We start from the raw sequence: 13,171 nt of genomic DNA, 5'->3' as shown, positions 1-13,171 counted from the left end.
TCCGTCACCGGGCTTCGTGAACGGTATCACAAACTATTTGATGAGGTCTTTACCAAGAAAGTGTGCTTGCCGTCACACGTGAGGACTAACGAGCACGTGTGAGCGCAGAACTCTTTCGATTTGTCTGCTAATGGCCGTCCACGACCGGTTCAGCGACGTGTGGAACCAGCCGCTCGGCGCTCGGAAATACGCGAACGATGGCTGATCGCCGTCGCTCCGTTGACGCCCGACACCCCAGCGGCGACCGGAGCCGCAGGAGCCCCCTCCGGCTCGTTCCCGCCGTCCCGCGGCCCGTCGGGTCCTGCCGGGTCCATCTGGCCGTCCACGGGCCCCTGTTGGCCCTCCACGGCACCGTTTCCGGTGGCATCCTCCCCCCGGCGCCGGCGGCGACGGTAGCGCGGCGGGACGAAGCTCTCCGCCCAGCGCGGGGCGCGCGGGGTGAAGCGGGGCATCAGGAGCAGGATCAGGCCCAGCGCGCTCAACCCGACGATGACCAGGACGATCCACAGGGACGTCGAGTGGACCGAGTAGCCCACCGCGCCGAAGGCGATCAGCGCCGACCAGAAGTACATGATCAGCACCGACCGGCTGTGCGAGTGGCCGATGTTGAGCAGCCGGTGATGCAGGTGGCCCCGGTCCGCCGCGAACGGCGACTGGCCGTTCCAGGTGCGCCGCACGATCGCCAGCACCAGGTCGGCGGCCGGGATCGCGATGATGGTCAGCGGCAGCAGCAGCGGGATGAACACCGGGAGCATCGCGTGGGTCGCCTGGCGCTCGCTGCCCTCGAAGATCTTCATGGTGTCCGGGTCCACCTGCCCGGTCACCGAGATCGCGCCGGCCGCCAGCACCAGGCCGATCAGCATCGAGCCCGAGTCCCCCATGAAGATCCGGGCCGGGTGCATGTTGTGCGGCAGGAAGCCGAGGCACATGCCCATCAGGATCGCCGCGAAGAGCGTCGCCGGGGCGGCGGCCTCGATGGTGTGCCCGTACCAGAGCCGGTAGGTGTACAGGAAGAACGCGGCGGCGGCGATGAGGACCATGCCCGCCGCCAGGCCGTCCAGACCGTCGACGAAGTTGACCGCGTTGATCGTGATGACGACCAGCGCCACGGTGAGCAGCGTGCCCTGCCACGGGGTGAGGGCGACCGTGCCGACGCCGGGGATCGGCAGCCACAGGATCGTCAGGCCCTGGAGGACCATGACGGCGGCGGCCAGCATCTGCCCGCCGAGCTTGATCAGGGCGTCGATCTCGAACTTGTCGTCCAGGACGCCGATCAGCCAGATCAGGGCCGCCCCGGAGAGCAGCGCCCGCGGCTCGCTGGACAGCTCGAAGACACCGTCCAGGTTGGCCAGGTGGCTCGCGACGATCAGCCCCGCGCACAGCCCGCCGAACATGGCGATGCCGCCGAGTCTCGGCGTCGGTTCCCGGTGGACGTCGCGCGCGCGGATCGCGGGCATCGCCCCGACCGCGATGGCGAACTTGCGCACCGGACCGGTGAGCAGATAGGTCACAGCGGCCGTGACGCAGAGTGTCAGCAAGTAATCACGCACGGGCTGCCCCACAAATGTCGCCGGCCATCTCGGAGTGTGTTGGCGGACACGCTCCCAGCCCACACCTTAACTACGTCGGTCCCATGGTTGAGGACACGGAGTCGGCCGCGATGGTTGCACGGCGGACGTCAGCGGGGCGCGGAGACGCCGGTCAGCGCGGTGACGACCGGGTCCAGGGCCTGGCTGATCTCGTCGCCCACGGACCGGAAGAACGTGATCGGGGCCCCGTACGGGTCGTAGACCTCGTCGGCCTCGGCGGTCGGGGCCAGCAGCCAGCCGCGCAGCGCGGCGGCGGCCCGGACCAGGGCGCGGGCACGCTCGACGACGCCCTCCTCGCGGGCGTCGGGCAGGGTCGCCGGGTCTATCGCCCGGACCAGCCGGGTGAACTCCTTCAGCGTGAAGGTGCGCAGGCCGGCCGAGTGGCCCATGGAGATGACCTGGGCGCGGTGGTCGCGCGTCGCGGTGAGCACCAGGTCGGCGCGGATGACGTGCTCGTCGAGCAGTTCACGGCCGGTGAACCCGGTGGCGTCCGCCCCGAAGTCGGCGAGCACCACCTCGGCGTTGGCCTCCATCGGGGCGCCCTCGTGGCCCCAGGTGCCCGCGCTCTCCACGATCAGCCCGCCCTGGAGCGGGTCGCCCAGCCGGTGCACCAGGGCGTGCCGGGTCAGCCGCTCGGTGATCGGCGAGCGGCAGACGTTGCCGGTGCTGACGTGGAGGATGCGGAAAGTGTCGGACCGCCCCGCTATGCCACGCCCCTCGGGGGCGGTCAATTGGCCACCTCGAGGTCGGGTACCACCTTGCGCAGCTCCTCCGCCGAGAGGGCCCCGGCACGCAGCAGGACGGGCACCTTGCCGGTGACGTCGACGATCGAGGACGGCACGATGCCGGGGGTCGGGCCGCCGTCGAGGTAGACCGAGACGGAGTCGCCGAGCATCTCCTGGGCGGCGTCGCAGTCCTCCGGCGCCGGGTGGCCGGTGAGGTTGGCGCTGGAGACGGCCATCGGGCCGACCTCCGTGAGCAGTTCGATGGCGACCGGGTGCAGCGGCATCCGGACGGCGACCGTGCCGCGGGTGTCCCCGAGGTCCCACTGGAGCGAGGGCTGGTGCTTGGCGACGAGCGTCAGGGCGCCCGGCCAGAAGGCGTCGACCAGCTCCCACGCCTGCTCGGAGAAGTCGGTGACCAGGCCGTGCAAGGTATTCGGGGAGCCGATGAGGACCGGCGAGGGCATGTTGCGGCCCCGGCCCTTGGCTTCGAGCAGGTCGCCGACGGCATCCGAACTGAACGCGTCCGCGCCGATCCCGTACACGGTGTCGGTGGGCAGCACGACGAGCTCGCCGCGGCGGACGGCCGACGCGGCTTCGCGCAGCCCCGTCGTACGGTCCGTCGCGTCGTTGCAGTCGTATCGCCGTGCCATCAGCCGGCCTCCTCAAGCGTGTACGGGTGGGGCGGGTTCTGGGCGCGCGGGGCCCGTGTCACGGCATCGCCTTGCGGGCCGTGGCGAACCGGGGGCGCCGGTTGAGGTCGGGGTGGTCGGCGGCGTCGGCCCAGCCCCGCTCCTCGGTGAAGATCCAGGGGACCTGGCCGCCCTGGGTGTCGGCGTGCTCGACGACGACGAGGCCGCCGGGGCGCAGCAGGCGGTGGGCGGTGCGCTCGATGCCCCGGATCGTGTCGAGGCCGTCCTCGCCGGAGAACAGCGCCATGCCGGGGTCGTGGTCGCGTGCCTCGGGCGCCACGTACTCCCACTCGGTGAGCGGGATGTACGGCGGGTTGGAGATGACCAGGTCGACCTGGCCGTCCAGCTCGGGCAGGGCGGTGAGGGCGTCGCCCTGGTGGACGGTGACGCGCGAGTCCTCGGCGTTCCTCCGGGTCCACTTCAGGGCGTCCTCGGACAGCTCCACGGCGTGCACGCGGGAGCGCGGCACCTCCTGGGCCATGGCGAGGGCGATGGCGCCGGAGCCGGTGCACAGGTCCACGATGAGCGGCTCGACGACGTCCATCGCGCGGACGGCGTCTATGGCCCAGCCGACGACGGACTCGGTCTCGGGGCGGGGCACGAACACGCCGGGGCCGACCTGGAGCTCCAGGTAGCGGAAGAAGGCGCGTCCGGTGATGTGCTGGAGGGGTTCGCGGGCCTCGCGGCGGGCGACGGTCTCCCAGTAGCGGGCGTCGAAGTCGGCGTCCGGCACGTTGTGCAGCTCGCCCCGCTTGACGCCGTGCACGAACGCGGCGAGTTCCTCGGCATCGAATCTCGGTGAGGGAACACCGGCGTCGGCCAGCCGCTGGGTGGCCTGGGCCACCTCGGCGAGCAGCAGGTTCATCGCGGTTCTCCGTACGGGTTCACAAGCGGGGCGGGACGGGTGGGGCTCAGGCGGAGGCGAGCTTGGCCGCGGAGTCGGCGTCGACGCACGCCTGGATCACCGCGTCCAGGTCTCCGTCGAGCACCTGGTCCAAGTTGTACGCCTTGAAGCCGACGCGGTGGTCGGAGATCCGGTTTTCCGGGAAGTTGTACGTCCGGATCTTCTCGGACCGGTCGACCGTACGCACCTGGCTGCGACGTACGTCCGAAGCCTCCTGCTCGGCGGCCTCCTGGGCGGCGGCGAGCAGCCGGGAGCGCAGGATGCGCATGGCCTGCTCCTTGTTCTGGAGCTGGCTCTTCTCGTTCTGGCAGGAAGCGACGACGCCGGTCGGCAGGTGGGTGATGCGGACGGCGGAGTCGGTGGTGTTGACGGACTGGCCGCCGGGGCCCGACGAGCGGTAGACGTCGATGCGCAGGTCGTTGGCGTGGATCTCGACGTCGACCTCCTCGGCCTCGGGCGTGACGAGGACGCCGGCGGCGGAGGTGTGGATGCGGCCCTGGGACTCGGTGGAGGGCACGCGCTGCACGCGGTGCACCCCGCCCTCGTACTTGAGGCGGGCCCAGACGCCCTGGCCGGGCTCGGTGGCCCCGTTGCCGCCCTTGGTCTTCACGGCGACCTGGACGTCCTTGTAGCCGCCCAGCTCGGACTCGGTGGAGTCGATGATCTCGGTCTTCCAGCCGACGCGCTCGGCGTAGCGCAGGTACATGCGCAGCAGATCGCCGGCGAACAGCGCGGACTCGTCGCCGCCCGCTCCGGCCTTGATCTCCAGGAGCACGTCCTTGTCGTCGCTGGGGTCGCGGGGGACGAGGAGCAGGCGGAGCTTCTCGGTGAGTTCCTCGCGCTCCTGCTCCAGCTCCTTGACCTCGGCGGCGAAGTCGGGGTCGTCGGCGGCCAGCTCGCGGGCGGTCTCGATGTCGTCACCGGCCTGCTTCCAGGAGCGGTACGCGGCGATGATCGGGGTCAGCTCGGCGTAGCGCTTGTTGAGCTTGCGCGCGTTGCCCTGGTCGGCGTGGACCGCGGGGTCGGCGAGCTGCTTCTCGAGATCGGCGTGCTCGCCGATCAGTTCCTCGACCGCCTCGAACATCTCGGCTCCTGGTTCCTTCGCTGGTCGTGCCTGCCGGCCGGTGGTTGCCTGCCGGGGCGGGGGTATACGGGCCCCGTCCCGGACCGGAAAAAAACGCCGGCCACGGCGCCCCCGGATGAGGGCGTCGCGGACCGGCGCGGACGGCTCGCTACTTGCCGGAGGCCTTGGCGCCCTTGCCGAAGCGGGCCTCGAAGCGGGCCACACGGCCACCGGTGTCGAGGATCTTCTGCTTGCCCGTGTAGAACGGGTGGCACTCGGAGCAGACCTCGGCACGGATGGTGCCGCTGTCCAGCGTGGAGCGGGTGGTGAACGACGCGCCACAGGTGCAGCTGACCTGCGTCTCGACGTACTGGGGGTGGATGTCGCGCTTCAAGGGTTTCTCCTAGGTTCGGGAGGGCACCGGGTCGCACGCGCGGATTGCGCGTCCGTGAACCGGGGCCGACGTACCAGTCTGCCAGGACCGGCCGTATCTCCCAAAACGAGGGTGGGCCCCCGGCTATTCCCCGGCCCGCCGGGGCGGGGGTACGGGGGTACGCGTGCAGGGCCGCACCCGCACCGGAGTGCGGGGGCGGCCCTGGACGGCGGCGGGGCCCCGACTAGTCGTTGTTGCCCGGCGCCGGGGTGGTCTTCTGGATCTGGAGCAGGAACTCCGCGTTGGACTGGGTCTTCTTCATCCGGTCCAGCAGCAGCTCGATGGCCTGCTGCTGGTCGAGGGCGTGCAGCACCCGGCGCAGCTTCCAGACGATCGCCAGCTCCTCGCCGCCGAGCAGGATCTCCTCCTTGCGGGTGGAGGACGCGTCGACGTCCACCGCGGGGAAGATCCGCTTGTCGGAGAGCTTGCGGTCGAGCTTGAGCTCCATGTTGCCGGTGCCCTTGAACTCCTCGAAGATCACCTCGTCCATCCGCGAGCCGGTCTCGACCAGCGCGGTGGCCAGGATGGTCAGCGAGCCGCCGTCCTCGATGTTGCGCGCGGCACCGAAGAAGCGCTTCGGCGGGTAGAGCGCGGTGGAGTCGACACCACCGGACAGGATGCGGCCGGAGGCCGGGGCGGCGAGGTTGTACGCGCGGCCCAGGCGGGTGATCGAGTCGAGCAGGACGACCACGTCGTGGCCCAGTTCGACCAGGCGCTTGGCGCGCTCGATGGCCAGCTCGGCGACGGTGGTGTGGTCCTCGGCGGGGCGGTCGAAGGTCGAGGAGATGACCTCGCCCTTCACCGACCGCTGCATGTCGGTGACCTCTTCCGGACGCTCGTCGACCAGGACGACCATCAGGTGGCACTCGGGGCTGTTGACCGTGATCGCGTTGGCGATGGCCTGGAGGATCATGGTCTTGCCGGTCTTCGGCGGGGCCACGATCAGACCGCGCTGGCCCTTGCCGATGGGGGCGACCAGGTCGATGATGCGCGTCGTCAGGACGTTGGAGTCGGTCTCCAGGCGGAGCCGGTCCTGCGGGTAGAGCGGCGTGAGCTTCTGGAACTCGGGCCGGCCGCGGCCGGACTCCGGCGCCATGCCGTTGACCGAGTCGAGGCGGACCAGCGCGTTGAACTTCTCGCGGCGCTCGCCGTCCTTGGGCTGGCGGACGGCACCGGTGACGTGGTCGCCCTTGCGCAGGCCGTTCTTGCGGACCTGGGCCAGCGAGACGTACACGTCGTTCGGTCCGGGCAGGTAGCCGGAGGTCCGGATGAACGCGTAGTTGTCGAGGATGTCCAGGATGCCCGCGACGGGGATCAGGACGTCGTCGTCGCTGACGGGCGGGGCGTCGCTCGCGAAGTCGTCGCGGCCGCGGCGGCCGCGACGGTCGCGGTAGCGTCCGCGCCGGCCGCGCCGGCCGCCCTCGTCGTCGAAGCCGTCGTCCTGGGGGCCGTTGTTGCCGCCCTGGCTCTGGCCGCCGCCCTGGCGCCGGCCGCCCTGGTCGTCGCCCTTGCCCCGGCGGTCGCGCTGGCGGTCGCGGCGCTGCTCGCCGCGGTCACCGCGCTGCTGACCGCGGTCCTGGCGGTCGCCGCGACGGCCCTCGGCGTTGTCGGCGGCGTTCTCGGCCTTGGCCTCGGAGCGGTCCTCGGCGGGTGCCTCGTGCTTCTGCTCGTGCTTGGGCTCGTCCTGGGCGCGGTCCTTGGTCTGGGTCTGCGCCTTGGTGTCCGGCTTGGTCTCCGGGCTGCCCGCCTGGGCGGTGGCGCGGCGGCGGCGGCGTTCGCCCGCGGGCTGGTCGTCGCTGGCCGGCTGGCCCGGGATGTCGATCTGCTGCTGGGCCGCGGCCTTCTCGGCGGGCTCGGCGGCGGGGGTCTCGTCGGCGGCGGCGGCGGTGCGCGCCTTGGAGGTGGCGCGGCGCTTCGGCTTCGTCTCCGTCGCCTCGGCGGGGGCCGCGGTGGCCTTGGCCTGGGCGGCGGGTGCGCCGCCGCCGGCCTGGGCCTCCTTGATGACCTCGATCAGCTGGCTCTTGCGCATCCGCGCGGTGCCCTTGATGCCGAGGCCGGACGCGACCTGCTGCAGCTCGGCCAGGACCATGCCCTCAAGGCCGGTGCCGGAGCGGCGGCGCCGTGCGGTGGTGCCAGTGGCAGCACCTTCGGCGGGCGCGGCGCTGTCGACGCTCTTGTCGGCAGTCACGCCCATCAGATCGGTGGTGTCGCTCACGAAGGGTCCTTCCCTGGAGCGGACGTCGGCCTTCTGGCTCGGCGACCGGTTGTGCTGTCCGGCTGCGGTCCTCGGTTGGTGCGGCCCGTGCCGGGGCGGTGGTCCGCCGGATGGAACGGCGGAGAGATGAGGTGTGCATGGGCCCGGCGCGAGCATCCCCCTGCTCGGCCCACTCTCTGGAGGAGCGAGGGGTGTCGTGCCGGTTCCGGAGCGTGCTCGCAACTGCTCAGGCAGGCTGCTCTGACAGTTGGGGAGGCTCCCGGAAGAAATGGTGGTCCCGAAGGGGACACGAAGCAACGCGCCTCATGGACGTCGATTGCAGACTTGAGGTTAACACTACCGGCTCCAACAAACATTCCCCCTCTCGCTCACCGGCAATCACTTCTCGGCCGGCGGTCTGCCGGTTACGACGACGTGAGCGGCAGGACGCTCGCGCCCTGCGCGTCGAGGGCGAGCCGGTTGGCCGCCCATCCCTCGCCCGCCAGCCGGGCGACCTTGTCGGCCTCGCCGTCCCCGGCCAGGGCCAGCACCGTCGGGCCCGCCCCGGAGATGACGGCCGGGACGCCCTCGGCGCGCAGCCGGCCCACCAGCTCGACGCTCTCGGCCATGGCGGGCGCGCGGTAGTCCTGGTGCAGCCGGTCCTCGGTGGCCGTGAGCAGCAGCTCGGGGCGCCTGGTCATGGCCTCGACGAGCAGGGCGGCGCGGCCGGCGTTGAAGGCGGCGTCCACGTGCGGAACGGTGCGCGGCAGGAGGCCGCGGGCGGTCTCGGTGAGGACCGGCTTGCCGGGGACGAAAACCACCGGAACGATGGAATCGGCGGGGTCCATCCTGATCGCACGGGCGGAGGAACCGTCCATCCAGGCGAGGGTGAATCCGCCGAGCAGGCAGGCCGCGACGTTGTCCGGGTGGCCCTCGATCTCGGTGGCCAGCTCCAGCAGGGCGGCGTCGTCGAGCCGGGCGTCCCCGCCGGTCGTCACGGCGCGGGCGGCGACGATTCCGGCGCAGATGGCGGCGGAGGACGAACCCAGGCCGCGGCCGTGCGGGATGCGGTTGGCGCAGACGATCTCCAGGCCGCGCGGCTGCCCGCCGAGCAGGTCGAAGGCGGTGCGCAGGGAGCGTACGAGCAGGTGCTTCTCGTCGCGGGGCAGGGTCTGGGCGCCCTCGCCGGCGATGTCGATGTGCAGTCCGGAGTCGGCGACGCGGACGACGACGTCGTCGTACAGGCCGAGCGACAGGCCGAGGGCGTCGAAACCGGGGCCGAGGTTGGCGCTGGTCGCGGGGACGCGCACCCGGACGGCGGCGGCTCGGAAGGCGGGACCGGCCATCGCTGTGACGACTCTCCTTGTGAGGCGGCGGGGAATCCGAGGAGCTGCGGGCGGGGATTCTTCGGGGGAGCCGCAACGGCCCGGTGGCACCCCGGCAGACGCGGCGGGGCGGGTTGGGTACAGCTTATCGAAGGAAGGTTCTGTGGCGACATAGGGCGCACAGGAGGCGCACGATGCGTGTCGCACGCCCGTGATGCGCTCTCCCGGGCGGAAAGGGCCGGTCGGGCGCCGTTTCTGACGAGGTGTCGCGCGTGAGGACGAGGTGGCGTGTGCGGTCCGGGGGCCGTCCGCATGGACCGGCCCCCGGACCGGCGGGTCAGGCCAGGCCCAGCCGTTCGGCGGCGGCGGCCGCGTCGACCGGGACGGTCACCGGCTGCGGGGCGCCGGCGACGGCCCAGTCGGGGTCCTTGAGGCCGTTCCCGGTGACCGTGCACACGATCTTCTGGCCGGGGTCCACCTTGCCCTCCTCGGCGGCCTTGAGCAGACCGGCGACGGACGCGGCCGACGCGGGCTCCACGAAGACGCCCTCCTGCGAGGCCAACAGGCGGTAGGCGGACAGGATCTGACGGTCCGTGACCTCGTCGATGAAGCCGCCGGACTCGTCGCGCGCGGCGAGCGCGAAGTTCCAGGAGGCCGGGTTGCCGATCCGGATCGCGGTGGCGATGGTCGACGGGTCCTTGACGACCTCGCCGCGCACGATGGGCGCGGAGCCGGACGCCTGGAAGCCCCACATGCGCGGCTTGTGCGTGGCCATGCCGTCGCCGGCGTACTCGGTGTAGCCCTTCCAGTACGCGGTGATGTTGCCCGCGTTGCCGACGGGGAGGACGTGGATGTCCGGGGCGTCGCCGAGGGCGTCGACGATCTCGAACGCGGCGGTCTTCTGGCCCTCGATGCGGACCGGGTTGACCGAATTGACCAGCGCGACCGGGTAGTTGTCCGAGAGCGAGCGGGCCAGCGTCAGGCAGTCGTCGAAGTTGCCGTCGACCTGGAGGATCTTGGCGCCGTGCACGAGGGCCTGGCCCATCTTGCCGAGCGCGATCTTGCCCTGCGGCACGAGGACGGCGCAGACCATGCCGGCCCGGACCGCGTAGGCGGCGGCCGAGGCGGAGGTGTTGCCGGTGGAGGCGCAGATGACGGCCTGCGCGCCCTCTTCCTTGGCGCGGGTGATGGCCATGGTCATGCCGCGGTCCTTGAAGGACCCGGTGGGGTTGGCGCCCTCGACCTTGAGGTGCACCTCGCAGCCCGTGCGCTCGGAGAGGACCTGGGCCGGTACGAGTGGCGTACCGCCCTCACGGAGCGTGACGACCGGGGTCGTGTCCGTGACCGGGAGGCGGTCCCGGTATTCCTCGATGATGCCGCGCCACTGGTGGGTGCCCTTGGTGGTCATGGGTCCTTACTCCCCTTCAACACGCATGATGCTGGCGACACCGCGCACGGTGTCGAGCTTGCGCAGCGCCTCGACGGTCCCGGAGAGGGCGGCGTCGGGCGCGCGGTGGGTGACGACGACGAGCGATGCCTCGCCGTCGGATTCCTGGCTGTCCGGCCGGCTCTGCTGGCGGACCGTATCGATGGATACGCCCTGGTCGGCGAAGACCGTGGCGACCTGGGCGAGCACGCCCGGTTTGTCGGCCACGTCCAGGCTGATGTGGTACCGCGTGACGACGTCGCCCATGGGGCTGACGGGCAGCCGCGTGTAGGCGGACTCGCCGGGGCCGGGGGCTTCGTTGAGCTTGTTGCGGCAGACGGCCACGAGGTCGCCGAGGACGGCCGACGCGGTGGGCGCGCCGCCCGCGCCGGGGCCGTAGAACATCAGCTGCCCGGCGGCCTCCGCCTCGACGAACACCGCGTTGTACGCCTCGCGGACGGAGGCGAGCGGATGGCTCAGCGGGATCATCGCGGGGTGCACGCGGGCGGTGACGGAGGCTCCGTCGGCGGCGCGCTCGCAGATGGCGAGGAGCTTGACGGTGCAGCCCATGCGGCGGGCGGAGGCGATGTCGGCGGCGGTGACCTCGGTGATGCCCTCGCGGTGCACGTCGCCGATCCTCACCCGGGTGTGGAAGGCGATGCCGGCCAGGATCGCGGCCTTGGCCGCGGCGTCGAAGCCCTCCACGTCGGCGGTGGGGTCAGCCTCGGCGTAGCCCAGCGCGGTGGCCTCGTCGAGCGCCTCGGAGTAGCCGGCGCCGCTGGTGTCCATCTTGTCGAGGATGAAGTTGGTGGTGCCGTTGACGATGCCGAGCACCCGGTTGACCGTGTCGCCCGCGAGGGATTCGCGCAGCGGGCGGACGAGCGGGATGGCTCCGGCGACGGCGGCCTCGTAGTAGAGGTCGCGGCCGTGCCGCTCGGCGGCGGCGTGCAGCGCGGCGCCGTCCTCGGCGAGCAGCGCCTTGTTGGCGGAGACGACGCTCGCGCCGTGCTCGAAGGCGGTGGTGATCAGGGTGCGGGCGGGCTCGATGCCGCCGATGACCTCGATGACGACGTCGAGGTCGCCCCGTTTGACCAGGGCGGTCGCGTCGGTGGTGATCAGCGCGGGGTCGATGCCCTCGCGCACCTTGGACGGCCGGCGCACGGCCACACCGGCGAGCTCCACCGGCGCGCCGATGCGCGCGGCGAGGTCGTCGGCGTGCGTCGTCATGATGCGCGCCACCTCTGAGCCGACCACACCACAGCCCAGCAGCGCCACCTTCAGCGGACGCGTACGCATCATCCGACCTCGTTTCCTTTACAGCTGTTGTACGGACCAGTCTCACTCACCGGACGGGCGTTCCCGCCACCCGTCCGGATCGTGAGACCTTTACGGGGATACCGTGGTACGGCCCCGGAAATACGGCATCAGCCGACATCGAGACGCAGGAGATCTTCCTCCGTCTCGCGCCGGACGATCACGCGCGCCGCGCCGTCCCGGACGGCGACGACCGGCGGGCGCAGGGCGTGGTTGTAGTTGCTCGCCATGGAGCGGCAGTAGGCGCCGGTGGCGGGCACGGCGATCAGGTCGCCGGGGGCCAGGTCGGACGGCAGGTAGGCGTCCTTGACCACGATGTCGCCGCTCTCGCAGTGCTTGCCGACGACGCGGACGAGCATCGGCTCGGCGTCCGAGGTGCGCGAGGCGAGCGTGACGCTGTACTCGGCGTCGTACAGCGCGGTGCGGATGTTGTCCGACATGCCGCCGTCCACGCTCACGTAGGTGCGCAGGCCGTCCAGCGGCTTGATCGTGCCGACCTCGTAGAGCGTGAAGGCGGTCGGGCCGACGATGGCGCGGCCGGGCTCCACGGAGATGCGGGGGGTGGCGAGCCGGGCGGCCTCGCACTCGCGGGTCACGATGTCGCCGAGCGCCTTGGCGATCTCGTGCGGTTCGCGCGGGTCGTCCTCGGAGGTGTACGCGATGCCGAGGCCGCCGCCGAGGTCGATCTCGGGGAGTTCGACGCCGTGCTCGTCGCGCACCTCGGCCAGGAGCTGCACGACGCGGCGGGCGGAGACCTCGAAACCGGCCATGTCGAAGATCTGGGAGCCGATGTGGGAGTGGATGCCGACGAGTTCCAGCCCGTCCAGCGTCAGGGCGCGGCGGACGGCCTCGGCGGCCTGTCCGCCGGCGAGCGCGATGCCGAACTTCTGGTCCTCGTGGGCGGTGGCGATGAACTCGTGGGTGTGCGCCTCGACGCCGACGGTGACGCGGATCTGGACGCGCTGGCGCTTCCCGAGGCGCTGGGCGGTGTGGGCGACGCGGACGATCTCCTGGAAGGAGTCGAGGACGATGCGGCCGACGCCGGCGGCGACGGCGCGCTCGATCTCCTCGACGGTCTTGTTGTTGCCGTGGAAGGCGATGCGCTCGGGGGGCATGCCGGCGTCGAGCGCGGTGGCCAGTTCGCCGCCGGAGCAGACGTCGAGGTTGAGCCCTTCCTCGGTGAGCCAGCGGACGATCGCGCGGGAGAGGAACGCCTTGCCGGCGTAGAAGACATCGGCGCCGGGTCCGAAGGCGTCGGCCCAGGCGCGGCAGCGGGCCCGGAAGTCGGCCTCGTCCAGGAAGTAGGCGGGGGTGCCGAACTCCTCGGCGAGGCGGGCGACCGGGAGCCCGGCGACGGTCAGGGCGCCCTGCTCGTCGCGGGTGACGGTGCTGGACCACACCTTCGCGTCGAGGGCGTTGAGGTTGTCGGCGGGGGCGAGGTAGTGGCCCTCGGACAGCACGTCGGCGTGACGGGGTCCGGCGGGGTGGGCGGAACGGCTCATCGTGTGT

General features: G+C 71.7%; 11 protein-coding genes. All 11 read right to left on the bottom strand.

Annotated elements, in window-relative coordinates:
* Positions 1-149: 149 nt before the first annotated feature.
* The 11 genes from OG710_RS21405 to lysA all read right to left on the bottom strand — a co-directional run bounded on the left by OG710_RS21405 (position 150) and on the right by lysA (position 13,164).
* Positions 150-1,562, bottom strand: coding sequence for an MraY family glycosyltransferase (locus OG710_RS21405; RefSeq protein ID WP_330240759.1), 1,413 nt, complete (start codon positions 1,560-1,562; stop codon positions 150-152).
* Between the two features lie 116 nt (positions 1,563-1,678).
* Positions 1,679-2,320 (bottom strand): arsenate reductase/protein-tyrosine-phosphatase family protein, encoded by a 642-nt coding sequence (locus tag OG710_RS21400; RefSeq protein ID WP_239223286.1) that lies wholly within the window; start codon positions 2,318-2,320, stop codon positions 1,679-1,681.
* Complete coding sequence (locus OG710_RS21395) at positions 2,317-2,964, bottom strand: L-threonylcarbamoyladenylate synthase (RefSeq protein WP_330240758.1); 648 nt, start codon at positions 2,962-2,964, stop codon at positions 2,317-2,319. Before OG710_RS21395 ends, OG710_RS21400 begins: the two co-directional genes overlap by 4 nt.
* Before the next feature lie 58 nt (positions 2,965-3,022).
* Positions 3,023-3,868 carry a peptide chain release factor N(5)-glutamine methyltransferase gene (prmC, locus tag OG710_RS21390; RefSeq protein ID WP_111338197.1) on the bottom strand — a complete coding sequence of 282 codons (846 nt, stop codon included), beginning with the start codon at positions 3,866-3,868 and terminating at the stop codon, positions 3,023-3,025.
* 46 nt (positions 3,869-3,914) lie between these two features.
* Entirely contained in the window at positions 3,915-4,991 is a 1,077-nt protein-coding gene (gene prfA, locus OG710_RS21385; protein WP_330240757.1) for a peptide chain release factor 1, read from the bottom strand.
* A 148-nt stretch (positions 4,992-5,139) separates the two neighbouring features.
* A complete protein-coding gene (gene rpmE / locus OG710_RS21380; protein ID WP_111338195.1) occupies positions 5,140-5,364 on the bottom strand; it encodes a 50S ribosomal protein L31 in 225 nt (74 codons plus the stop codon).
* 223 nt (positions 5,365-5,587) lie between these two features.
* Positions 5,588-7,618, bottom strand: a complete 2,031-nt coding sequence (gene rho, locus OG710_RS21375) for a transcription termination factor Rho (RefSeq protein WP_330240756.1) — start codon at positions 7,616-7,618, stop codon at positions 5,588-5,590.
* Positions 7,619-8,022: 404 nt separating this feature from the next.
* The gene (thrB, locus tag OG710_RS21370) at positions 8,023-8,943 is read right to left on the bottom strand and encodes a homoserine kinase (protein WP_111338193.1); all 921 of its coding nucleotides are present in this window, start codon (positions 8,941-8,943) and stop codon (positions 8,023-8,025) included.
* Between the two features lie 316 nt (positions 8,944-9,259).
* On the bottom strand, positions 9,260-10,330 hold the full coding sequence (gene thrC / locus OG710_RS21365; protein WP_111338192.1) for a threonine synthase: 1,071 nt from the start codon (positions 10,328-10,330) through the stop codon (positions 9,260-9,262).
* Positions 10,331-10,336: 6 nt separating this feature from the next.
* Positions 10,337-11,647, bottom strand: coding sequence for a homoserine dehydrogenase (locus OG710_RS21360; RefSeq protein ID WP_330240755.1), 1,311 nt, complete (start codon positions 11,645-11,647; stop codon positions 10,337-10,339).
* Between the two features lie 125 nt (positions 11,648-11,772).
* Positions 11,773-13,164: a diaminopimelate decarboxylase gene (gene lysA, locus OG710_RS21355; protein ID WP_330240754.1), complete on the bottom strand. Its 1,392-nt coding sequence runs from the start codon at positions 13,162-13,164 to the stop codon at positions 11,773-11,775.
* Between the last annotated feature and the right edge of the window lie 7 nt (positions 13,165-13,171).

Source organism: Streptomyces sp. NBC_00525 (assembly GCF_036346595.1).
GTDB lineage: Bacteria > Actinomycetota > Actinomycetes > Streptomycetales > Streptomycetaceae > Streptomyces.
Note: the sequence above shows the minus strand (reverse complement) of the source record. Positions and strands in the feature narration are given on the sequence as shown.

Bases quoted from the DNA above. Each gene is read 5' to 3' on its own strand.
- OG710_RS21395 (WP_330240758.1), bottom strand. From the start codon at position 2,964: ATGGCACGGCGATACGACTGCAACGACGCGACGGACCGTACGACGGGG.
- prmC (WP_111338197.1), bottom strand. From the start codon at position 3,868: ATGAACCTGCTGCTCGCCGAGGTGGCCCAGGCCACCCAGCGGCTGGCC.
- prfA (WP_330240757.1), bottom strand. From the start codon at position 4,991: ATGTTCGAGGCGGTCGAGGAACTGATCGGCGAGCACGCCGATCTCGAG.
- thrB (WP_111338193.1), bottom strand. From the start codon at position 8,943: ATGGCCGGTCCCGCCTTCCGAGCCGCCGCCGTCCGGGTGCGCGTCCCC.
- thrC (WP_111338192.1), bottom strand. From the start codon at position 10,330: ATGACCACCAAGGGCACCCACCAGTGGCGCGGCATCATCGAGGAATAC.
- OG710_RS21360 (WP_330240755.1), bottom strand. From the start codon at position 11,647: ATGATGCGTACGCGTCCGCTGAAGGTGGCGCTGCTGGGCTGTGGTGTG.
- lysA (WP_330240754.1), bottom strand. From the start codon at position 13,164: ATGAGCCGTTCCGCCCACCCCGCCGGACCCCGTCACGCCGACGTGCTG.